The following is a 20,521-nucleotide window of genomic DNA, read 5'->3' on the forward strand; positions in this document are numbered from 1 at the left end:
CCCCGCCCGCACCCGGAGGTCGCCCGTGTCCGTCACCGTCGTCGGCAGCCTGAACGAGGACGTGCTGGTCGCCGTCGGGCGGCTGCCCGGCCGCGGCGAGACCGTCGTCGGCCGCGACGCCGCGCTCGCCCCGGGCGGGAAGGGCGCCAACCAGGCGGCCGCCGCGGGGCGGCTCTCCGGCGGAGGGGTCGCCATGGTCGGGCGGGTCGGCGACGACCCCGCGGGCGGGCGCCAGGTGGCCGCGCTGCGGGAGGCGGGCGTGGACACCGCGGGGGTCCTCGAGACGCCGGGGACGCCGACCGGCTCGGCCACCATCCCGGTGGAGGACGGCAGCGGGGAGAACCTCATCGTCGTCGTGCCGGGCGCCAACGCCGCCCTCACCCCGGCCGACGTCGACGTGCCCCCCGTGCAGCGCGCCGCCGTCGTCCTGCTGCAGCTCGAGGTCCCGCTGGCGGCCGTGCAGGCCGCCGCCGACGCGGCCTCGGGCACCGTGGTGCTCACCCCGGCGCCGCCCCGGCCGCTGCCGGAGGAGCTGCTGCGGCGCGTCGACGTCCTGGTGCCCAACGAGCACGAGCTCGTGCAGCTGGCCGGCGGGGACCCGGCCCCGCGCTCCCCCGCCGAGCTGGCGCAGCTGGCCCGCGGCCTCGGCGTCGCGGCCACCGTCGTCACCCTCGGCGCGCGCGGCGCGCTGGTGGTGCCGGAGGACGGCCCGGTGCTCCTGCAGGCGCCGCCGCCCGTGCGGGCCGTGGACACCACCGGCGCCGGCGACTGCTTCACCGGCGCCCTCGGGGCGGCCCTCGCCCGGGGTGCCGCGCTCGCCGACGCGGTGCGGGAGGCGGTGGCCGCGGCGGCGCTGTCGACGACGGGGCCCGGCGCGCGCGGCGGCCTGCCCGACGCCGCCGCGGTGGAGGGGCTGCTGCCCCGGGTCCCCGCGGCACTCGAGGTGGACGGGGGTCAGGCGGACGGAGGTGCGGTGGACGGGGGTTCGGCGGCGGTCCGGGCTGGGCAAGGCCCTCCCGACCACCAGGACGGACCCGAGGAGGACGCCGTGACCGAGCCCGAACGGCCGCCGCGCACGCCCGAGCGCGCGGAGGGCGACCCCGCCGGCGAGCAGGCCGACGACGACGGCCGCACGCCCCGCGCCGAGGACCCCGCGGAGGGGCAGCCGATGGGCGACGGCCCCGCCGACACGCCCGGCAGCTGACGCCGGACGGACCCGTCCGGTCCTGCCGGCCGGACGGGTCCGAGGTGACGTGGATCACCTCACCCACAGGGGGTCTGCGCAGCCCAGGACCTGTCTCGCCGCTCGGCCGGTCGGGCAGGCTGGTCCTCGTGGAGGACACCCAGCACGAGGACCGGCCGGCGCACGAGACCCCAGGCGAGCGCACCGGCGAGCCGGCGACGACGGCGCAGGCCGCCGCCGAGCGCGTCGTACGGCTGCTCGCCAACCCCCGGCGGACCCGCCGCGCCTGACCCGCCGGACATCCCCGGCCACTCCGGCCCCGCGACCGGCTCGTCACAGCGGTCCCACCCGGCACCGGCGTCCCGACCTGCGCGTTCGCCTCTCGGAACCCCAGTGGGATCACCCGTGCCGGGGGTCCGGCGTGCCGCGAACTGATCCGTCACGGGAGGCGGCAGAGTCGCCGTCGTGACCGCCGCCCTCTCCCTCGCCGACGCCGACAGCCCGGCCCCGGTCCGCCGCAGCCGCGCGGAGCGGGAGGCCATCGTCCTGGACACCGCCGAGCGCCTCTTCGCCGCCCGCAGCTCCCGCAGCGTGGGCATGGACGAGCTCGTCCGGGAGACGGGCCTGGGCAAGATGACCGTCTACCGGCTGTTCAAGAGCAAGGACGAGCTCGTCGGCGCCTACCTGGCCCGCAAGGCGGCCACGGTGCTCGGGCACATCGACGAGCTGCTGTACCTCGCGCCGGACCCGCGCTCCGCGCTGCTCGCCGTCGTCGACTCCGTCCAGGCCGACGTCACCCGCGCCGGCTTCCGCGGCTGCCCCTTCACCAACGTGAGCAGCGAGTACGACGACCCGCAGCACCCCGCCCGCAGCGCGGCCGCCGACTACAAGTTCGAGCTGCACGCCCGGCTGGAGCGGCTGGCCGAGGCGGTGGCCCCCGGCGTCGGCGAGGACCTCGCCGCGCAGGTCCACCTGATCATCGACGGCATGTACCTCTCCGGCGGCCTGCTCGGCCCCGACGGCCCGGCCTCCCGCGGCCGCGACCTCGCCGAGCGGCTGATCGAGATCGCCACCGCCCGGTCGGCGGCCGGCGACGCCGCCTGACCCGCGCCGACCGGGGGCCCTCCGGGCCCGGATCCCCGCGACAGCTGCCCGGCGGGCGCCCCGCTCGCCGGGCAGACGCGTCTGCGGACCCGCAGGATGGGCCGGTGACCGACCGCACCCGTCCCGACCTCGACGACACGACCGTCGAGGGGCTGGGCAAGCTCTCCGAGGCCCTGGAGACGATCGAACAGGCCCGCGGGCAGCTCTACGGCTTCCACCAGCACTCCGGCAAGGCCGACCGGCTGCTGCAGGAGGCCGTCGAGAAGTTCCGCGAGGCCGGCCACACGCAGCTCGCCGACGACCTCGACCGCGACCTCGTGGGCCGCAACGTCATCGCCGACCGCTGGACGTTCCAGATCGTCGAGGACTACGACGCGTCGTACTGGTCGGTGTTCCGCGACTTCGACGAGCGCGCCCGCACCGAGCTCTCCGGCGGGGACCGGCACGTGTTCGAGGCGCGGATGAAGCAGCGCGAGCGCACGGCCGGGCACCCGGCGCACGAGGCCGGCCCGGCGCTCGACGACTGACCCGCCCGGGTCGCCGCCACCGCGCGGCGCGCGCAGACTCGGCCCGGTGAGCACCCGCGAGCAGAAGATGCCCGAGCCGGACTCCCCGCGCTCGGTCGGCCCCCTCGGCAGCGCCACGTCGAGCCCGCCGGCCCCGGACTCCGACGGCCCCGAGGCCACCGGCCCGGCCGACGGCGCGGCGGGCCCGTCCTGGCCCCCCGCGGAGACGGAGCCGGCGGCGCACCGGGACTGAGGTCCCCGGAGGGGTGCCGGCCGTTTGAGCGGGGCCTCCAGCGGACAGTCCGGAGGGCGTGACCGCTCCCGGAACGCCTGCCGAGCCCCGGCCCTCCGCGCCGGGCACCGACCCGTTCGCCACCGGCTACGGGACGACCGCCTCCGGGCCGACGCCCGCGACCCGGCCGGGCGCGCAGCCGGCCGGCACGTCGGGCGGCACGGCACCTGCGACGCGGCCCTCCCGCGCCGGGTCCGCCGGCCGCACCCTCGGCCGCGGCCTGGCGCTGGCCCTGCTCATCGCCGTCACGGTGATCCTGGTGCTGTTCATCGTGTTCAACGGCGAGACGGTGCCGATCAGCCTGGTCTTCACCGACGTCCGCGCGCCCCTGGTGGTGGCGCTGCTCATCGCCGCGGGGCTCGGCGCGCTCATCGCCGCCCTGCTCGGCGCGGTGCTGGCCGCGCGGCGCCGCAACCGCTGACACCCCGCCGGGCCCCGCCCGGCACGACCGGACCTCCGCCGGGCCTCCTCCCCGGCGCCGACGGCCCGGGACACCCCGCTCTGACCCCTGCGGGCGTGTCCCGGGCCGCGCCCTTGCTCCTGGTTACCCGCCGGTAATAACGTTCGTTACCGGCGAGTAGGCGGACCTGCTCGCCGCCCACCGGCACGGGAGCACGGGAGCGACACCGCATGAGCCACTACACCGCGAACCTGCGGGACCTCGAGTTCAACCTGTTCGAGTTCCTCGACACCAAGGACCGGTTCGGCACCGGCCCGTTCGAGCAGATGGACGCCGAGACCGCCCGCGGCGTGCTCGCCGAGATCCGGCGACTGGCCGAGGGCCCGATCGCCGAGAGCTTCACCGACGCCGACCGCAACCCGCCGGTGTTCGACCCGGCCACGCACTCGGTGACGCTGCCCGAGAGCTTCAAGGCGTCGGTGCGCGCCATCGAGGACGGCGAGTGGTACCGCCTCGACCTGCCCGAGCACCTCGGTGGGTTCGGCGCTCCGCACGCGCTGACCTGGGGCGCCTTCGAGATGGTCCTCGGCGCCAACCCCGCCGTCTTCATGTACGGCTCGTGGGCCGCCTTCGCCGCCGTCCTGCACGAGCTCGGCACCCCCGACCAGAAGCGCATGGCCGAGCTGATGCTCGAGCACAAGTGGGGCGCCACGATGGTGCTCACCGAGCCCGACGCCGGCTCCGACGTCGGCGCCGGCCGCACGAAGGCCGTCCGCCAGGACGACGGCTCCTGGCACATCACCGGCGTGAAGCGGTTCATCACCTCCGCCGAGCACGACCTGTCCGACAACATCGTCCACCTCGTGCTGGCCCGCCCCGAGGGCGCGAAGGCCGGCACCAAGGGACTGTCGCTGTTCGTCGTCCCCAAGTTCCACGTCGACCTCGAGACCGGCGCGCTCGGCGAGCGCAACGGCGTCCACGTGACCAACGTCGAGAAGAAGATGGGCCTCAAGGTCTCCACGACCTGCGAGCTCACCTTCGGCGACGGCCCGGTGCCCGCGAAGGGCTGGCTGGTCGGCGAGGTGCACGACGGCATCGCGCAGATGTTCAAGGTCATCGAGCACGCCCGCATGTTCGTGGGCACCAAGGCGATCGCCACCCTGTCGGCGGGCTACCAGCAGGCGCTGGCGTTCGCGAAGGAGCGGGTGCAGGGGGCCGACCTCACCGCGACGTCGAAGGACGCCCCGCGCGTGACCATCACCCACCACCCCGACGTGCGCCGCTCGCTGATGCTGCAGAAGGCGCACGCCGAGGGCATGCGGGCGCTGTACCTGTACACGGCGAGCTTCCGCGACCAGGTCGTCGAGGCCGAGGCCGCCGGCACCGCCGACAGCGAGGAGGCCCGGCTCGCGGCGCGGGTCAACGACCTGCTGCTGCCGGTGGTCAAGGGCTACGGCTCCGAGCGGGCCACCCAGCTGCTCACCCAGGAGTCGCTGCAGACCCTCGGCGGCTCGGGCTTCCTCCAGGACTACCCGATCGAGCAGTACATCCGCGACTCCAAGATCGACACCCTCTACGAGGGCACGACGGCGATCCAGGGCCAGGACTTCTTCTTCCGGAAGATCGTCAAGGACGGCGGCGTCGCGCTGACCTGGCTCGCCTCGCAGATCCAGGCCACGATCGACGCCGAGGTCGGCAACGGCCGGCTCAAGGAGGAGCGGGCGCTGCTGGCCACCGCCCTCGCCGACGTCCAGGGCATGCTCACCGCGATGTTCGGCCAGCTCACGGCCGCGCAGGAGGACATGGCCAACGTCTACCGGGTCGCCCAGAACACCTCGCGGCTGCTGCTGGCCGCCGGTGACCTGGTCACCGCCTGGCTGCTCGTGCGCCAGTCGGAGGTGGCCCTCGCCGCCCTGGCCGGTGACGTGAGCGAGAAGGACCGGCTGTTCTACGAGGGCAAGCTCGCCGCCACGCGCTTCTTCTGCACCCAGGTGCTGCCGAAGCTCACCGCCGAGCGGGCCATCGCCGAGGCCACCGACAACGCGCTCATGGAGGTCCCCGAGGCCGCGTTCTGAGCGGCAGCGCGCCCCTGACGGCCGCCGTCCCCACCGCGGGGCGGCGGCCGTCGTCGTGTGCGCCCGTCGTGTGCGCCCGTCGTGTGCGCCCGTCGTGTGCGCCCGGCCTGGCCGTTTCGCGGGGACGACGGCGGGCATGCCCCACCCCGTGACCGACCCGCAGGGCAGCGACCGCATCCAGCAGGACGTCCCCACCGCGTCGGGGACCGGCGACAACAGCGACAGCGGCTCCTCGTTCGAGGACGTGCCCCTCACGCGCGAGGACGCCCTCGAGCGCGACGCCGCCTCGGGCGACGACCTGCCGGCCCGCGCGGACAGCGACGTGGCCCGGGCCCGGGGCGGCGACGCCTCCGGCGAGGTCCAGGGCCCGACCCCACGATCCGGAGGGAACGCAGACTGATGAGCGAGACCGACCACAGCGGCTACGGGGAGTCCCCCGACACCACCGACGGGCCCACCGACCGGAACATGGTCGACGGCGTGCCCGGCGAGGACCGCTCCGACGGCGGCGAGGCCGACGTCACCCTCACCACCGACGCCGAGGCGCAGCGCGACGACTCGGTCGTGCGCGGTGGCAACCAGGCGGGCTGAGGCCCCGCTAGATCCAGCCGTGGCGGCGGGCGACCTCGACGGCGACGTGCCGGTTGGCCGCGCCGAGCTTGCCCGCCGCCGAGGACAGGTGGTTGCGCACCGTCCCCGGTGACAGGTGCGCCCGCGCGGCGATCTCCTCGACCGGCGCCCCGCCGGCGGCCAGCTCCAGCACGTCGGCCTCGCGCGGCGTCAGCGGGCTGTCCCCCGCGCTGATCGCCTCCGCGGCGAGTTCGGGGTCGACGTAGCGGCCGCCGCGGGCGACGGTGCGCACGACGTCGGTGAGCACCGCCGCGGGCACGGTCTTGGGCAGGAAGCCGCGCACGCCCGCGGTGAGCGCCCGCTTGAGGTGCCCGGCCCGCCCGTGCCCGGTGACGATGACGACCGCGCAGCCGGGGACCAGGTCCCGCAGCTGGGCTGCGACGGAGATGCCGTCGAGGTCGGGCATCTGCAGGTCGAGCACCGCGACGTCGGGGGTGTGCCGCCGGGCCATGGCCAGGGCCTCGTCACCCGAGGCCGCCTGGGCGACCACCTCCAGGTCGTCCTCCAGCGCGAGGAGCGCGGCCAGCGCCGAGCGGATGAGGTTCTCGTCGTCGGCCAGCAGCACCCGGATCACGGCACCTCCTCCACGGCCGGGACGCGCGCCGGCACCCGGGCCACGACGACGAACCGGTCGCCCACCCGTCCCGCCGACAGGTGCCCGGACGCCGCCGCGAGCCGCTCGGCCAGCCCGCGCAGCCCGTTGCCCCAGCCCGCCGCGGCGCCGGACACGCCGTCGTTCTCCACCCGCAGCTCCACCGGGTCGCCGGGCACGAGGGTGATCGTGCAGCTGCCCGCCGAGCTGTGCCGCAGCACGTTGGTGACCGCCTCGCGCACCACCCAGCCGAGCGCCGCCTGCGCCTCCGGCGGGAGCGCGGTGCCGGCCTCCTCGCCCTGCACGGTGCAGGCGATGCCGGCGGCACGCAGCACCGAACGGGCGCCGGCCAGCTCACCGGCCAGGTCGGTGGAGCGGTAGCCGCGGACGACGTCGCGGACCTCGCGCAGCGACTCCTCGGCGATGCGGCTGATGTCGGCCACCTCGTCGGCGGCGTCGGGCCGGCCGCGGCGGACCAGCTCGCCGGCCAGCTGGCTCTTCACCGCGATCGCCGACAGGTTGCGGCCCATGACGTCGTGCAGGTCGCGGGCGAAGCGGAGCCGCTCCTCGGCGACGGCCAGCCGCAGCTGCACGCCGCGGCTGCGGTCCATCTCGACGACGACGTCGAGGATCCAGACGGAGAACCGGAAGGCCAGGGTCATCGAGCCCACCGCCACCGCGATGGACAGGCCGATCGCCACGGCGGCCAGGGGCGGGTTGCCGTCGAGCAGGGCGACGACGGCGGTGAGCAGGCCGACGACGCCGGCGCCGGCGACCAGCGGCCGGGTGGGCACGGTGACCGACAGGGCGAGCAGCACCTCCGCGCCGACGAAGCCGGCCGCCCACGGCAACGCGGGCGCGGGCCCGTCCCCGGTCGCGGCGGACGCCGCCCCGACGACGACCGCGCCACAGACGAGCACGACCGCGAGCAGCGCCCGGTCGGGGCGCGCCGCCCGGTCGGCGAACCCGCGCCGGCTCAGCTGCACGGCGGCCGCCACGGTGCCCAGGGTCGCGGCGGCCAGGAGCAGCTCGACCCAGCGCTCGGTACCGGCCCAGTCCGAGGCCACGGCCAGCAGCACGAACAGCGGCAGGGTGGCGAGGAAGCCGTAGTACGACCACCGGGTGTAGAGCTCGATCCGCTGGGGGTCGGTGCGGCTGCGCCACCAGCGTGCGACGGTCGGCACGGCGCCCATGCTGCCGTACCGACCGTCGCGGGCGGGCTCGCTCACCGGCGCGGGGCCCACCGGAACACCTGGCGGGACACCGCGGCGGCGACGGCGATCCACGCCGCGAGCACCAGCAGGGGCTGCGGCGCGGCCGCCCAGGCGCCGGCCCAGTCGACGACCTGCCCGTCCCACGTCTGCCCGGCCAGGCCCAGGCGGGCGAGCTCGACGACCGGCTCGACCGGGGTGAGCCGCAGCACCTCGGCGACGCGGTCGGGGAACACGTCGAGCGGGTACAGCAGCCCGGAGGCGGCGGTGGCCACGAGCACCAGCGGCAGCGTGGTGATCTGCGCGGCCTCCGCGGTGCGGGTGAACGAGGTGCTGGCCACGGCGAGCAGCGTCATCAGCGCGGCCCCGCCGAGCAGCGCGAGCAGCGGCAGCACCACGTCGACCGGCGCCGACCACTCGCCGATCACCGCGCTCCCCGCCAGCACGAGCACGACCTGGGCGACGGTGACCAGCAGCGTCGGGACGGCGGTGCCGAGCAGCACCTCCGCGCCGCTGAGCTCGCCGCTGCGCAGCCGCTGCAGGACCAGCTCCTCGCGACGGGCGACGTACGTGGTGACCAGGTTGTAGTAGGTGAGGAAGACCAGCGTCACGCCGACCGAGGTGACCGCCAGGCGGGGGCCGAGCGCGCCCTCGCCGCCGATGTCGGTGAGCGGGACGAGCGCGACGAAGAACAGCGGCATCAGCAGCGAGTTGACGACGGCGGTGCGGTTGCGCAGCAGCAGCCGGGTCTCGGCGGAGGCGAGCGCGAGCGTGCGGCGCAGCCGGGACGGCGCGGGGCGGGACGGGGCGGGGACGGTCGCGGCGGTCATGGGGGCTCCTCTCGGGGGCGGGGGTCAGGAGGGGTCGGCGCCGTCGGCGACGGCGAGGAAGGCCTGCTCCAGGGACGCCGCGCGGGCCTGCAGCCCGCCGAGGACGACGCCGCGCTCGGCAGCCACGGTGAGCAGGCGGGTGAGCACCGGCTGCAGCGCCCGGGTGTGCAGCTCCACCCGCGGGCCGGCCGAGACGACCTCGGCACCGGGGACGGCGGGCAGCGGCGCGGCGCCCTCGGGGAGGGTGAAGCGGATGGTGGCCGGCTGGGTGGCGGCGATCTCGGCGGCCGTCCCGGACAGCACGATCCGGCCGGCCCGCATGACCGCGATGCGGTCGGCGAGCTCCTCGGCCTCCTCGAGGTGGTGGGTGGTGAGCACGACGGCGGCGCCCTCGGCCACCCGCTGCCGGACCAGCGCCCACACGGCGCGCCGGCTCTCCGGGTCCAGGCCGGTGGTGGGCTCGTCGAGGACGACGACCCGCGGGGAGCCGAGCAGGGCGAGCGTCAGGTCCAGGCGGCGCCGCTCACCGCCGGAGAGGCTGCGGACGCGGACGTCGGCACGACCGGTGAGGTCCACCTGGGCCAGCGCCTCCTCGACCGGCCGCGGCCCGGTGAGGGTGGCCGCCCACAGGGCGACGGTCTCGCGGACGGTGAGGTCGGCGGGCAGGCCGCTGGTCTGCAGCAGGACGCCGAGGTGCGGGCGGACGGCGGCGCGCTCCCGGGCCGGGTCGGCGCCGACGACGCGCACCGTCCCGCCGGACGCGGGCGCCAGGCCCTCGAGCACCTCGAGGGCGGAGGTCTTGCCGGCGCCGTTGACGCCGAGCAGGGCGAACACCTCGCCGGGGCGGACCTCGAAGCTGATGCCCCGGACGGCCTCGACGTCGCCGTAGCGCCGGCGCAGGTCGGTGACCTCCACGACGGGGGCGGCTCCGGGGGCGGCACGGCCGGTCGCGGCCGGGACGGGAGCCGGGCGGGTGAGCTGCACGGGGCCTCCTCCTCGTGCCCCGCCGGCCGCTGGTCGGCCGGTCCTCCGGGGCACGTCCCCACGCTCCCGCCGGTGCCGGCCCGGCGCGGGTGCCGTCTCTCACGACCTCGCGCCGGACGCGCACGGGCCCCCCGTGACGACTGTCATGGGGGGCCCGTGGACCGCAGGGTCAGACGGCCGCGGCGCGGCGCTCCCCCGCGGGCTCGACGGCGTCGTCGGCGCCGAGGTCGCGCACCCGGGTCTCGCCGTAGGAGAGGACGGCGACCAGGGTGACGGCGGCGCAGGCGGCCACGTAGAGCGCGACCCGGCCCGGGGTGGGCTCGGAGAAGCTGCCGAGCAGCGCGACGGCGATCAGCGGCGCCGGGGCACCGGCGATGACGGAGGCGAGCTGGGCGCCGATCGAGACGCCGGTGTAGCGGGCCTTGGTGCCGAACAGCTCGGCGAAGAAGGCCGCCTGCGGGCCGTACATGGCGCCGTGGAACAGGAAGCCGACGACGAGGCCGAGCACGACCAGCCAGAAGCTCCCGGTCTCGTAGAGCTCGAACAGCGCGAACGCCCAGGCCCCGGTGCCGGCGGCGCCGACCAGGTAGACCGGGCGGCGGCCGACGCGGTCGGACAGCGCGCCCCACAGCGGGATGGTCACCAGGTGCACCGCCGAGGCGACGAGCAGCGCGTTGAGGGCGAACGAGGAGTCCAGGCCCAGCGCCTTGGTGAGGTACGCCGTCGTGAACGCCGTCAGGACGTAGAAGGAGACGTTCTCGGCGATCCGGGCGCCCATCGCGACGAGCACCTCGCGCTTGTAGCGCCGGAGGACGACGGCGATCGGTGCCTGCTCGGTGGCCCCGGTCTCGCGGGCCCTCGCCTCGGCGGCGCGCTGGGCCTCGAGGAACACCGGCGACTCGCTGACGGCGAGCCGCACCCACAGGCCCACGCCGATGAGGACGGCCGAGAGCAGGAACGGGATGCGCCAGCCCCACGCCTCGAAGGCCGCGTCGGACTGGAAGGCGGCGAGCAGCGCGAGCACCGCGGTGGACAGCAGCTGGCCGGCGGGGGCGCCGGCCTGCGGCCACGACGCCCAGAACCCGCGGTGCTCGGGGCGGCCGTGCTCGGACACGATGAGCACCGCGCCGCCCCACTCGCCGCCGAGGGCGAAGCCCTGCACGAGCCGGAGGAACACCAGCAGCAGGGGCGCCAGCGCGCCGACGGTGGCGTACGTGGGCAGCAGGCCGATGGCGAAGGTGGCGCCGCCCATCATCAGCAGCGAGACGACGAGCAGCTTCTTGCGGCCCATCCGGTCGCCGTAGTGGCCGAAGACCAGGGCGCCGATCGGCCGGGCGGCGAACCCGATCGCGTAGGTGCCGAACGCCAGCAGGACGCCTGCGAAGTCGGACGAGTCGGGGAAGAACAGCGGGCCGAAGACCAGGGCGGCGGCCGAGCCGTAGAGGAAGAAGTCGTACCACTCGACGGTGGTGCCGATGATGCTCGCGCCGACGACGCGGCCGAAGCGTCCTCGCTCTCGAGGTGCGGTCATGCGGGGTCTCCTGGGGACGTCGGGGTCCGGTCGTCCCGACGCTAGGGAGCCGATCCCGTTCCGCCCATGTGGCCGAGGACAGTCCTGTGACGTGGTTCATGTGGTTCCGGCCCATGTCCCGGCGCCGGAGGACGTCGGCCGCCCGCACACCCCCCGGTGTGGGCGGACACCACCGGCGCCCGCTCGAGTGTGTGGCCGGCCGCCGTGGGAGGCGCGGCGGGCGGGACCTACCGTCGCCGACATGGCAGCGGAGGACCTCTCGGGACGGCGGGCACTCGTGACGGGCGGGGCCTCGGGCATCGGCCGCGCGGTCTCGGCCCGGCTGGCGGGGGCCGGCGCGGCCGTCGTCGTCGCCGACCGGGACGCCGCGGCGGCCGAGCGGGTCGCGGCGGAGGTGGGCGGCACCGCGGTCGCCGTCGACCTGTCCGACCTCGCCGCCGTCGACGCGCTGGACCTCGACGTCGACGTGCTGGTCAACAACGCCGGCTTCCAGCACGTGGCGCCGCTGCACGAGTTCCCGCCCGACGTGTTCGCCACCATCCTGCGGCTGATGGTGGAGACGCCGTTCCGGCTGGTCCGCGGCGCGCTGCCGCACATGTACGCGCGCGGCTGGGGCCGGGTGGTCAACGTCAGCTCGGTGCACGGCCACCGCGCCTCGCCGTACAAGTCCGCCTACGTCACCGCCAAGCACGCCCTGGAGGGGCTGTCGAAGGTGGTGGCGCTGGAGGGCGCGGCGCACGGCGTCACGTCGAACTGCGTGGCCCCGGCCTACGTGCGCACGCCGCTGGTTGAGGGGCAGATCGCCGACCAGGCCCGCACCCACGGCATCTCCGAGGACGAGGTGGTCGAACAGGTCATGCTCGCCCCGGCCGCCCTCAAGCGGCTGATCGAGCCGGCCGAGGTGGCCGACGCGGTCGCCTGGCTGTGCTCGCCGGCCGCGGCCTCGGTCACCGGCACGTCGCTGCGGATGGACGGCGGGTGGACCGCGCACTGACGACGCGGCCGGGCAGGATGCCGGACGTGACCCGGACCACAGCGCTGCCCGCCGACGGCGCCGGCCCGCCGCCGCGGGTGCCCTCCGCGGCCGCCGAGTACCTGCAGCTCGTCCTCGACGACGCCGCCGCGATCGAGTACGAGGGGCCGCTGGTGCGCGCCCGCTCCGGCGGCGCGGACCCCGAGAGCCTCGCCGAGCTCGAGCGGGTGCGGCTGCTGGCGCTGCAGGTGCGGGCCGCGTTCGCCGCCCGGCGGCGGCGCGAGTCGGAGCTCTCGGCGCTGTTCGACACCGCCAGCGACCTGGCCACGCTGCGCGGCGTCGACTCGGTGCTCACGGCGATCGTGCGGCGGGCCCGGCAGCTGCTGGGCACCGACGTGTCCTACCTGACCCTCAACGACGACGCCCGTGGCGACACCTACATGCGCGTGACCGACGGATCGGTGTCGGCGCGGTTCCAGGCGCTGCGGCTGCCGATGGGCGCGGGCCTCGGCGGGCTGGTGGCGCAGACGGCCGCGCCCTACTCGACGGCCAGCTACTTCACCGACGCCCGGTTCCACCACACCGACGCGATCAACAACGGCGTGCGCGAGGAGGGCCTGGTCGCGATCCTCGGCGTGCCGCTGATCCGCGGCTCGCAGGTGATCGGCGTCCTCTACGCCGCCGACCGCACCGAGCGCACCTTCGACCGCTCCGAGGTGGCGCTGCTCGGGTCGCTGGCGGCGCACGCCGCGATCGCCATCGACAACGCCCGGCTGCTGGAGGAGACCCGCACGGCGCTCGAGGAGCTGTCGGCGGCCACCCGGGAGCTGCGGGCGCACACCGAGTCGGTGGAGCGGGCCGCCGGGGCGCACGACCGGTTCATCGACCTGGTGCTGCGCGGCGGCGGGGTGGAGGACGTCGCGGCCGCGGTGACCGACGCCCTCGGCGGGCGGATCACCGTGCTCGACGAGGAGGGCCGCCCGACGTCCGGCGACGACGGCGCGCTGCCGCCCGACCCCGCGGGCGCGCTGGCGCTGGCCCGCTCGACCGGGCGCACGGTGGGCGACGGCGGGTGGTGGACCGCCGCCGTCACCGTGGGCAGCGACCTGCTCGGCGGCCTGGTGCTGCAGCGCGACGGCGACCTCGCCGAGGGCGACCGGCGGATCCTCGAGCGCGCCGCGCTGGTCACCGCGCTGCTGCTGCTCATCCGGCGGACCGCGAGCGAGGCGGAGGGCCGGGTGCGCGGCGAGCTCCTCGACGAGCTGCTCACCGTGCCGCTGCGCGACCCCGACGGGTTGCGCGAGCGGGCCCGGCGGCTGGGGGCCGACCTCGACCGCCCGCTCGCGGTCGTCGTCGTCCGGGTGGAGGAGCCCTGTCGCGGGCGGGCGCTGGCGGCGGCCGGGCACCTGGCGGCCACCCGCGCGGGGCTCGCCGGGGTGCGCGACGGCCGGGTCGTGCTGTGCCTGCCCGACCTCGACGCCGGCGAGGCCGCCGCCCTGGCCCGGAGGGAGGTCGCCGCGGCCGTGGGCCGGCCGGTGACCGCAGGTGGCGCCGGTCCCGTGCAGGGCCCGGCCGCGGTGGCCGGGGCGGCGGCGGAGGCGGCCCGCTGCGCGTCCACGCTGACGGCGCTGGGCCGCGACGGGCAGTCGGCCGGCGCCGGCGAGCTGGGCTTCGTCGGCCTGCTGGTGGGCGAGGGCCGCGACGTGCCCGGCTTCGTGCAGGCGACGCTCGCGCCGGTGCTCGACTACGACGCCCGCCGCGGCACCGACCTGGTGGCCACCCTGCGGGCGTGGTTCGACACCGGCGGCTCCCCGGCACGGGCCGCCGAGGCGCTCAACGTGCACGTCAACACGGTCACCCAGCGGCTGGACCGGGTGGGCCGGCTGCTCGGGCGCGGCTGGTCCTCCCCGGAGCGGGCGCTGGAGGTGCAGCTGGCGCTGCGGCTGCACCGGCTGACCGCGGTCGAGGACGGCTGACGTCCGGACGACGGCCCGGCACCGGTGATGTGCGCCGGCGGCGCATCCGCCGTCCCGATCGCGCCCCGGCCGCACATCACCGCGCGGCGAGCCCTCCTACCCTGGTCGGGTGCTCCCCGCCGTCCTGCTGCCCGCGGAGGAGTGGACGGCGCGCGCCGCGGCCCACGACGCCCGCGTCGAGCGCTGGACCGCCCCGCACCGCGAGCGCCGGCGCCGCGGGGAGAGCCACCCCGTGCTCGACTTCCTGTTCACCTACTACTCCGAGACCCCGAGCCGGCTGCGCCGCTGGCACCCGGGCCCCGGGGTCGCCCTGGCACCCGGGAACGGCGGCCCCGCCCCGCACGCGGCCTGGCGTTGGTACGCCGCCGGCGACGACGGCGCGGCGGCCCTCGACGTCGGCGCCTTCCTCGCCGACCGCGGCGGCACCGTGCGCTTCGTCCGCGACCTGCTCGCGGCCACCGCGGCGCGGCCGGCGCAGACCGGCTGCCTCGGCCTGCACGAGTGGGCGATGGTCTACCGCGCCGACGAGCGCCGGCACGCGGTGCCGCTGCGGCTGGGCCGGGCCGGCACCGACGCCGTCGTCGAGTCCCACCCCGTGCGGTGCAGCCACGTCGACGCGTTCCGCTTCTTCACCCCGGACGCCGTCGGCCTCAACCGGCTGCGGCCCACGCGGGAGACGCAGGTCGCGATGGAGCAGCCGGGCTGCCTGCACGCGACGATGGACCTCTACAAGTGGGCCTACAAGCTCTCCCCGGCGGTGCCCGGCGAGCTGCTGGCCGATTGCTTCGCCCTCGCCGTCGAGGTGCGCGAGCTCGACATGCGGGCCTCGCCCTACGACCTCGCCGACCGCGGCTACGCGCCGGTCCGCATCGAGACGGCGGAGGGGAAGGCGGAGTACGTGGCCGCGCAGCGGGGGTTCGCCGAGCGGGCCGCCCCGCTGCGCCGGCGGCTGCTCGACGTCTGCGACGCGCTGCTCGGGGCGGGCTCTACCGTCGGGGCGTGAGCTCACCGCACCCCGACCGCTGGCTGCGACTCGACGGCACCACCAACACGCGCGACCTCGGCGGCCTGCCGACGACCGACGGCGGCCGGACGCTGCCCGGCCGGGTGCTGCGCAGCGACAACCTGCAGACCCTCAGCGACGACGACCTGCGCCGGCTGGCCGAGCTGCCGCTGCGCGACGTGATCGACCTGCGCACCACCGCGGAGGTGCTGCTCGAGGGCCGGGGGCCGCTGCGCTCGGTCGAGGGCGTCACCCACCGGCACCTCAGCCTGCTGCCGGAGAAGGGCCAGCACACCGACGTCTTCGCCGTCGAGGAGGACGACCTCCCGGAGCTGCCGGCCGACTGGGTGGAGACCCTGCTGCCGCGGCAGACCACCGAGGCCGACGAGGAGGAGCCGCCGGCGGTGCGCGCCTACCTCGGCTACCTGCACCACCGTCCCGAGAACGTGCTGGCCGCGCTGCGGGTGATCGCCGGCGGGGAGGGCGCGGCGGTGGTGCACTGCGCGGCGGGCAAGGACCGCACCGGCGTCGTCGTGATGTTCGCGCTGGCCGCGGCCGGGGTGCCCGACGAGGAGATCGTCGCCGACTACGCGATGACCGCCGAGGTCATCGAGGCGCTGGTGGCCAAGCTGCGGAGCTCGCCGACGTACGCCGAGGACATGACGCGGCGCGACGTCGCCAGCCACACGCCGCGCGCGGAGACGATGCGGCGGCTGCTGGAGATCCTCGCCGAGCGGCACGGCGGGCCGCTCGGCTGGCTCACCGAGCACGGCTTCGGCCCCGACGAACAGGCCGCCCTGCGCGCCCGGCTGCGCGACTGACGCCTCAGGTCGCCGAGCGGGGCTCCGGCGCGGGCGGCCGGTCGCGGTGCTTGGCGCGGTACATCGCCGCGTCGGCCTCCCGCAGCAGCCGCTCTGCCTCCGCGCGGGGGTCGTCGGCCTCGCCGGAGTGCACGGCCACGCCGGTGCTGGTGCCGACGTCGACCGGGATGCCCTCGAGCCGGAACGGCTCGGCGAACGCGGCGGCGACCCGCGCCACCACGCCCTGCGCGGCCGCCGGCCCGGCCAGCCGGGGCACGAGGACGGCGAACTCGTCGCCGCTGAGCCGGCCGACCGTGTCGCCGGGCCGCACGGCGGCGCGCAGCCGGGCCGACACCTGACGGAGCAGCTCGTCCCCGGCGGCGTGGCCGAGGCCGTCGTTGACCGCCTTGAACCGGTCGAGGTCGCTGAACAGGACGGCGACGTGCCCGCCGGCCGGGGAGGCGGCGAGGGCCTCGACCAGCCGGTCGCGGAACAGGACCCGGTTGGGCAGGCCGGTGAGTGCGTCGTGGGTGGCCTGGTGGCGGACGGTCTCGAGCAGCCGGGCCTTCTGCAGCGCCGTCGAGGCCTGGTCGCCGACGCCGCGCAGGCGGATGAGCACCTCGCCGTCGAGGGCGTCGGCGGTCTCGCCGGCGGCCCAGCTGGCGGTGGCCACGCCGAGGAAGGTGGTGCCGGCCAGCAGGGGCAGGGCGACGACGTCGGTGAGCCCGAGCGCGGTGAGCAGCTCCCGCATCGGGGCGCTGGCCCCGCCCGCGCTGATCACGCGGGGCTCGCGGTCGGTGAGCATGCCGAAGAGCTCGGGCACGTCGGCGGCGCGCAGGTCCGCCGCGCGCAGCACCTGCTCCTGGGCGGGTGCCAGCCCCGCGCACGCGGCCGCCCGGAGGACCGCGCCCGCCGGGTCCCACAGCAGCACGCCGGCGCTGCCGCACCCCACGATGCCGGGGAGGGCGCGGGCCACGACGTCGGCGACGGCGGGGGCGTCGGCGGCCTGCACGAGGCCGTGGGCCAGGTCCAGCAGCGCGCCGGCGCGCCGGGCCTCGGCGCGGCTGGCCTCCAGCGCCATGACCAGGTCGAGGGCGGCCGCCGCGTGCCCGGCGTAGGCGGCGAGCATGGCCCGCTCGTCGCCCAGGCCGTCGTCGGCCCGGCCCAGCGCGGCCAGCCGGCCGTGGGTGCGCCGCGCGGAGGCGACGTCGACGACGACGGTGCCGGGGCCCAGGTCCTCCCCGGCGAGCAGGCGGGCGGCCAGGCCCGGGACCTCGTCCGGGCCCAGGCCCGCGCCGTGCACGAGCGGGGCGCCGCCGTGCGGTGAGGCGACGGCGAGCAGGTAGGCGGGGGCCAGGACGGCCGCGGCGGCGCGCTCGACGATGCGCGACAGGACGGCGTCGAGGTCCTCGCCGTCGACGAGGTCCGTGGCCACGGACTGCAGGGCCCGCACCTGGTCGCGCAGGGCCGCGAGCTCCGGGTCGGCCCCCGCGCGGCGGCGCCAGGGCAGCCGCGACCGCCGGTCCCAGCTCAGGGAGTAGACGCAGGCGGGGTGGCCGTCGGACTCGCACTCCCCGTGCACCACGCGCGCCGGCGCCAGGCCGAAGACGGTGGGCACCATGCTGATGAGGCCGCGGGCGTAGTCGCAATCCAGCCGCGAGTGCACGTAGCCCTCGTGCAGCCGGTAGCGGAGCGTCGCCGACGTGGCGCCGGCCTCGAGCACCTCCATCGTGGAGGTGGTGGAGAAGTTGGCGACGGCGCGCGGCAGCCGGGCGTAGACCTGCCGCGGGGAGCCGAGGGCGCGCACGAGCACCACCACGCCGGCGTTGAGCCCGGCGCGCAACGACTCCGCGCCGACGCGGAACAGGACGCCGGGGTCGCCGAGCACCTCGGCCGCCGCGGTGAACAGGCGGATGCGGGTGTCGTAGCTGGTCCAGGTCGAGGGCAGGGCGAGCTCGGCCGCGCTGAACGGCACGCGCGCGCGGCGCAGCACCTCCTCGACGGCGGCGTCGCCGGCCTCGGCGCGGACGAAGGCGAGGACCAGCCCGGTCGTCGCGCCCGAGGTCTCGCGGGCCTCCCCCGTCGCGCCCCGCCCCGTGTCCCCGTGCACCGCCGTCACGCGCAGGTCATCGGCACGCCGCCCGGGGCTGTTGAGCCGCCGACCCGAAGGGGGGAGGCCCGGCCCGGGGACCCGGCCCCGGACAGCAGTCGGCCCCGGGCTGCGGGGGCAGACCGGGGCCGTGCGGATCGCGTCCCTCGCAGGGACGCCGCGCGTCAGAAGTCGCGGGTGTGGAACGCGCTGCTGTTCGCCATCGTGAGCAGCTCGTCGCGCATCGCCGGGCTGCTGCTGCGCGCGAGCGCACGGTCCAGCGCGCGACGCGTACGAGCCGCCTGCCGACGCTGCCGCCAGGTGGTCGTGATCGACATCTCGTCGTCTCCTCTTTCGGTGCCGGTGTGTCCTACACCTGTAGTAAAGCAGGCGCGGTCCACATCATTCCGACGATCCGTAGGGAGTGTCGTCACATTCCCGACGATCGTTCACCCCTCGGGGTGGGGCGGGCGACCTCCCGGCCACCCGCCCGACGCCTCAGCCGCGGGCGAGCACGGCGCGGGCAGCGGCGCGCGCGGCCCGCGGGTCGTCCGCGGCGAGCGCGGCGTCGGCCGCCTCGCGGCAGGCCCCGGAGTCGACGGCGGCCAGCCGGGCGCCGACCCCGGCGACGGCCGGCGCGGCGCACGACAGCGAGGTGACGCCGAGGCCGGCGAGCACGCACGCCAGCAGCGGGTCGGCCGCCGCCTCGCCGCAGACGCCGACCGGCTTGCCGGCCCGCCTGCCCGCGGCCGCGGTGGCCGCCACGAGCGCCAGCAGCGCCGGCTGCCAGGGGTCGGTGAGGTCGGCGAGGTCGGCGGAGAGCCGGTCGGCGGCCAGCGCGTACTGCGACAGGTCGTTGGTGCCGATCGACAGGAAGTCGACGTGCTGCAGGAACCGGTCGGCCAGCAGCGCCACCGACGGCACCTCGACCATGATCCCGGGCACCAGGCCGCGGTCGCGCACGCGCGCGGCGAAGTCGGCGGCCTCGCCCACGGTGGCCACCATCGGCGCCATCACCCAGGGCGTGCTGCCGGTGCGGCGGGCGGCCTCGGCGACGGCGTCGAGCTGCCGGTCGAGCAGCCCCGGGTCGCGTCGGGCCACCCGCAGGCCCCGAACGCCGAGGGCGGGGTTGGCCTCCTCCGGCGGCGTCGCGAACTCCAGCGGCTTGTCCGAGCCGGCGTCCAGCGTGCGCAGGACGACGCGGCGGCCCGCGGCGGCCTCGAACACCTCGGCGTAGCCGGCCGCCTGCTCCTCGACCGAGGGCTCGGCGGCGCGGCCGAGGAACGCGAGCTCGGTGCGGAACAGCCCCACACCCTCGGCGTGCGCGGCCATCGCCGCGCGCGTGCCGGCGCCGTCCTGCACGTTGGCGTAGACGGGGACGGCGACGCCGTCGCGGGTGGCGGCCGGGCCCCGGTAGCCGGCCAGTGCCTCGGCGGCGCGCCGGGCGGTCTCCACCTGCGCGGCGGCGGCCGACGGCTCCGGGTCGACGGCGACCGTGCCCTCCTCGGCGTCGAGCAGCACGGTGGCGCCCTCGGGGACGGCGTCGAGGCCCTCGACCGCCACGACCAGGGGCAGGTTCAGCTGGCGGGCGATGATCGCGGTGTGGCTGGTGGTGCCGCCCAGCCGGGTGGCCAGGCCGAGGATCCGCGCGGGGTCGAGGCCGGCGGTGTCGGCGGGCGCGAGGTCGTCGGCGAGCAGCACCGACGGGGTCTCGGGCGCCGGCGCGCCGGGCTCGCCCTGCCCGGTCAGCTCGGCGACGACGCGGTCGCGGACGTCGCGGACGTCGGTGACCCGCTCGGCCATGACGCCACCCAGCGAGGTGAAGACGTCGACGAACTGCTGGGCGGCCTGCACGGTGGCCACCGCGGCCGGGGTGCCGGCGGCGATGCGCTGCTCGACGGCGCCCAGGAGGCCGCGGTCGCGCGCCAGCCCGGCGGTGGCCGACAGCACCTCGGCGGTCATCCCGGTGGCGGCCGCCGCCCGCGCGGCCAGCCGCGCGGCGACCGCGTCCGCGGCGGCGGTGAAGCGGGCCCGCTCCTCCTCGCGCGCGGCCTCCGGCAGCGTCTCCGCGGACGCCGCGTCGGGCAGGCGGACCGCGCCCGCCGGGCGTACGACCGGGCCGAGGACGACGCCGGGGACGACGGGCGTGCCCGTCAGCACGGTGCCCGGGCGGCTGGTGGTGGTGCTGGACATGCGGACCTCCACGTCGGGGATGAGCTGGGGACGCCGTCGTCCGTCGGTGACCAGACTCACGAATCCCTGTTGACTTGTCAACGTAACCAACGTAGAACCACAGAGACACACGCCCGTTCCCACATGTTCGGGCGACCGCGACCGGTATC

The 20,521-nt window shown here is 76.9% G+C and carries 21 protein-coding genes; 13 read left to right on the top strand and 8 right to left on the bottom strand.

Translation table 11 applies throughout. The annotated features are described in order from the left end of the window. Window positions 1–25 precede the first annotated feature (25 nt). The 9 genes from ACI79X_RS08595 to ACI79X_RS08635 all read left to right on the top strand — a co-directional run bounded on the left by ACI79X_RS08595 (window position 26) and on the right by ACI79X_RS08635 (window position 6,151). Window positions 26–1,204, top strand: coding sequence for a ribokinase (locus tag ACI79X_RS08595; RefSeq protein WP_457024997.1), 1,179 nt, complete (start codon window positions 26–28; stop codon window positions 1,202–1,204). Window positions 1,205–1,332: 128 nt separating this feature from the next. Beyond that, the gene (locus ACI79X_RS08600; protein ID WP_457024998.1) at window positions 1,333–1,473 is read left to right on the top strand and encodes a hypothetical protein; all 141 of its coding nucleotides are present in this window, start codon (window positions 1,333–1,335) and stop codon (window positions 1,471–1,473) included. A 175-nt stretch (window positions 1,474–1,648) separates the two neighbouring features. Next, window positions 1,649–2,287: a TetR/AcrR family transcriptional regulator gene (locus ACI79X_RS08605; protein WP_457024999.1), complete on the top strand. Its 639-nt coding sequence runs from the start codon at window positions 1,649–1,651 to the stop codon at window positions 2,285–2,287. A 104-nt stretch (window positions 2,288–2,391) separates the two neighbouring features. Beyond that, window positions 2,392–2,814: a hypothetical protein gene (locus ACI79X_RS08610; protein WP_457025000.1), complete on the top strand. Its 423-nt coding sequence runs from the start codon at window positions 2,392–2,394 to the stop codon at window positions 2,812–2,814. Window positions 2,815–2,860: 46 nt separating this feature from the next. Next, window positions 2,861–3,046: a hypothetical protein gene (locus tag ACI79X_RS08615; protein ID WP_457025001.1), complete on the top strand. Its 186-nt coding sequence runs from the start codon at window positions 2,861–2,863 to the stop codon at window positions 3,044–3,046. A 58-nt stretch (window positions 3,047–3,104) separates the two neighbouring features. Continuing rightward, window positions 3,105–3,506, top strand: coding sequence for a lipopolysaccharide assembly protein LapA domain-containing protein (locus ACI79X_RS08620; RefSeq protein WP_457025002.1), 402 nt, complete (start codon window positions 3,105–3,107; stop codon window positions 3,504–3,506). A 209-nt stretch (window positions 3,507–3,715) separates the two neighbouring features. Beyond that, window positions 3,716–5,560 (top strand): acyl-CoA dehydrogenase, encoded by a 1,845-nt coding sequence (locus ACI79X_RS08625; protein WP_457025003.1) that lies wholly within the window; start codon window positions 3,716–3,718, stop codon window positions 5,558–5,560. A 136-nt stretch (window positions 5,561–5,696) separates the two neighbouring features. After that, complete coding sequence (locus ACI79X_RS08630) at window positions 5,697–5,960, top strand: hypothetical protein (protein WP_457025004.1); 264 nt, start codon at window positions 5,697–5,699, stop codon at window positions 5,958–5,960. Next, window positions 5,960–6,151 carry a hypothetical protein gene (locus ACI79X_RS08635; protein ID WP_457025005.1) on the top strand — a complete coding sequence of 64 codons (192 nt, stop codon included), beginning with the start codon at window positions 5,960–5,962 and terminating at the stop codon, window positions 6,149–6,151. The genes ACI79X_RS08630 and ACI79X_RS08635 overlap by 1 nt, the downstream gene beginning before the upstream one ends. Before the next feature lie 7 nt (window positions 6,152–6,158). On the opposite strand, the gene ACI79X_RS08640 is transcribed toward ACI79X_RS08635, so the two are convergent. The 5 genes from ACI79X_RS08640 to ACI79X_RS08660 form a co-directional block, all read right to left on the bottom strand. Then, window positions 6,159–6,764, bottom strand: a complete 606-nt coding sequence (locus ACI79X_RS08640) for a response regulator (RefSeq protein ID WP_457025006.1) — start codon at window positions 6,762–6,764, stop codon at window positions 6,159–6,161. Continuing rightward, window positions 6,761–7,966 (bottom strand): sensor histidine kinase, encoded by a 1,206-nt coding sequence (locus ACI79X_RS08645; RefSeq protein ID WP_457025007.1) that lies wholly within the window; start codon window positions 7,964–7,966, stop codon window positions 6,761–6,763. The genes ACI79X_RS08640 and ACI79X_RS08645 overlap by 4 nt, the downstream gene beginning before the upstream one ends. A gap of 41 nt (window positions 7,967–8,007) precedes the next feature. Then, window positions 8,008–8,823 carry an ABC transporter permease gene (locus tag ACI79X_RS08650; RefSeq protein WP_457025008.1) on the bottom strand — a complete coding sequence of 272 codons (816 nt, stop codon included), beginning with the start codon at window positions 8,821–8,823 and terminating at the stop codon, window positions 8,008–8,010. Window positions 8,824–8,847: 24 nt separating this feature from the next. Continuing rightward, complete coding sequence (locus ACI79X_RS08655) at window positions 8,848–9,807, bottom strand: ABC transporter ATP-binding protein (RefSeq protein WP_457025009.1); 960 nt, start codon at window positions 9,805–9,807, stop codon at window positions 8,848–8,850. A 169-nt stretch (window positions 9,808–9,976) separates the two neighbouring features. Beyond that, the gene (locus ACI79X_RS08660; RefSeq protein WP_457025010.1) at window positions 9,977–11,338 is read right to left on the bottom strand and encodes an MFS transporter; all 1,362 of its coding nucleotides are present in this window, start codon (window positions 11,336–11,338) and stop codon (window positions 9,977–9,979) included. A gap of 241 nt (window positions 11,339–11,579) precedes the next feature. On the opposite strand from ACI79X_RS08660, the gene ACI79X_RS08665 reads away from it, so the two are divergent. The 4 genes from ACI79X_RS08665 to ACI79X_RS08680 all read left to right on the top strand — a co-directional run bounded on the left by ACI79X_RS08665 (window position 11,580) and on the right by ACI79X_RS08680 (window position 16,111). Continuing rightward, the gene (locus tag ACI79X_RS08665) at window positions 11,580–12,332 is read left to right on the top strand and encodes a 3-hydroxybutyrate dehydrogenase (protein WP_457025011.1); all 753 of its coding nucleotides are present in this window, start codon (window positions 11,580–11,582) and stop codon (window positions 12,330–12,332) included. Window positions 12,333–12,349: 17 nt separating this feature from the next. After that, window positions 12,350–14,287 (top strand): helix-turn-helix domain-containing protein, encoded by a 1,938-nt coding sequence (locus tag ACI79X_RS08670; RefSeq protein ID WP_457025012.1) that lies wholly within the window; start codon window positions 12,350–12,352, stop codon window positions 14,285–14,287. A 109-nt stretch (window positions 14,288–14,396) separates the two neighbouring features. Next, window positions 14,397–15,290 (top strand): 3-methyladenine DNA glycosylase, encoded by an 894-nt coding sequence (locus ACI79X_RS08675; RefSeq protein WP_457025013.1) that lies wholly within the window; start codon window positions 14,397–14,399, stop codon window positions 15,288–15,290. Beyond that, complete coding sequence (locus ACI79X_RS08680) at window positions 15,287–16,111, top strand: tyrosine-protein phosphatase (protein ID WP_457025014.1); 825 nt, start codon at window positions 15,287–15,289, stop codon at window positions 16,109–16,111. Before ACI79X_RS08675 ends, ACI79X_RS08680 begins: the two co-directional genes overlap by 4 nt. A 4-nt stretch (window positions 16,112–16,115) precedes the next feature. Here ACI79X_RS08680 and ACI79X_RS08685 read toward each other — a convergent pair whose 3' ends face one another. From ACI79X_RS08685 to ACI79X_RS08695, 3 genes are all read right to left on the bottom strand, one after another. After that, window positions 16,116–18,209, bottom strand: a complete 2,094-nt coding sequence (locus ACI79X_RS08685) for a diguanylate cyclase domain-containing protein (RefSeq protein ID WP_457025015.1) — start codon at window positions 18,207–18,209, stop codon at window positions 16,116–16,118. 155 nt (window positions 18,210–18,364) lie between these two features. After that, on the bottom strand, window positions 18,365–18,517 hold the full coding sequence (locus tag ACI79X_RS08690) for a hypothetical protein (RefSeq protein WP_175562895.1): 153 nt from the start codon (window positions 18,515–18,517) through the stop codon (window positions 18,365–18,367). Between the two features lie 160 nt (window positions 18,518–18,677). Then, window positions 18,678–20,372 carry a putative PEP-binding protein gene (locus tag ACI79X_RS08695; RefSeq protein ID WP_457025016.1) on the bottom strand — a complete coding sequence of 565 codons (1,695 nt, stop codon included), beginning with the start codon at window positions 20,370–20,372 and terminating at the stop codon, window positions 18,678–18,680. Between the last annotated feature and the right edge of the window lie 149 nt (window positions 20,373–20,521).

The organism is Geodermatophilus sp. SYSU D01119 (assembly GCF_054049975.1).

Coding starts and splice junctions, on each gene's coding strand:
- ACI79X_RS08665 (WP_457025011.1), top strand. CDS start 11,580: ATGGCAGCGGAGGACCTCTCGGGACGGCGGGCACTCGTGACGGGCGGG.
- ACI79X_RS08660 (WP_457025010.1), bottom strand. CDS start 11,338: ATGACCGCACCTCGAGAGCGAGGACGCTTCGGCCGCGTCGTCGGCGCG.
- ACI79X_RS08670 (WP_457025012.1), top strand. CDS start 12,350: ATGCCGGACGTGACCCGGACCACAGCGCTGCCCGCCGACGGCGCCGGC.
- ACI79X_RS08695 (WP_457025016.1), bottom strand. CDS start 20,372: ATGTCCAGCACCACCACCAGCCGCCCGGGCACCGTGCTGACGGGCACG.
- ACI79X_RS08625 (WP_457025003.1), top strand. CDS start 3,716: ATGAGCCACTACACCGCGAACCTGCGGGACCTCGAGTTCAACCTGTTC.
- ACI79X_RS08630 (WP_457025004.1), top strand. CDS start 5,697: ATGCCCCACCCCGTGACCGACCCGCAGGGCAGCGACCGCATCCAGCAG.
- ACI79X_RS08650 (WP_457025008.1), bottom strand. CDS start 8,823: ATGACCGCCGCGACCGTCCCCGCCCCGTCCCGCCCCGCGCCGTCCCGG.
- ACI79X_RS08690 (WP_175562895.1), bottom strand. CDS start 18,517: ATGTCGATCACGACCACCTGGCGGCAGCGTCGGCAGGCGGCTCGTACG.
- ACI79X_RS08635 (WP_457025005.1), top strand. CDS start 5,960: ATGAGCGAGACCGACCACAGCGGCTACGGGGAGTCCCCCGACACCACC.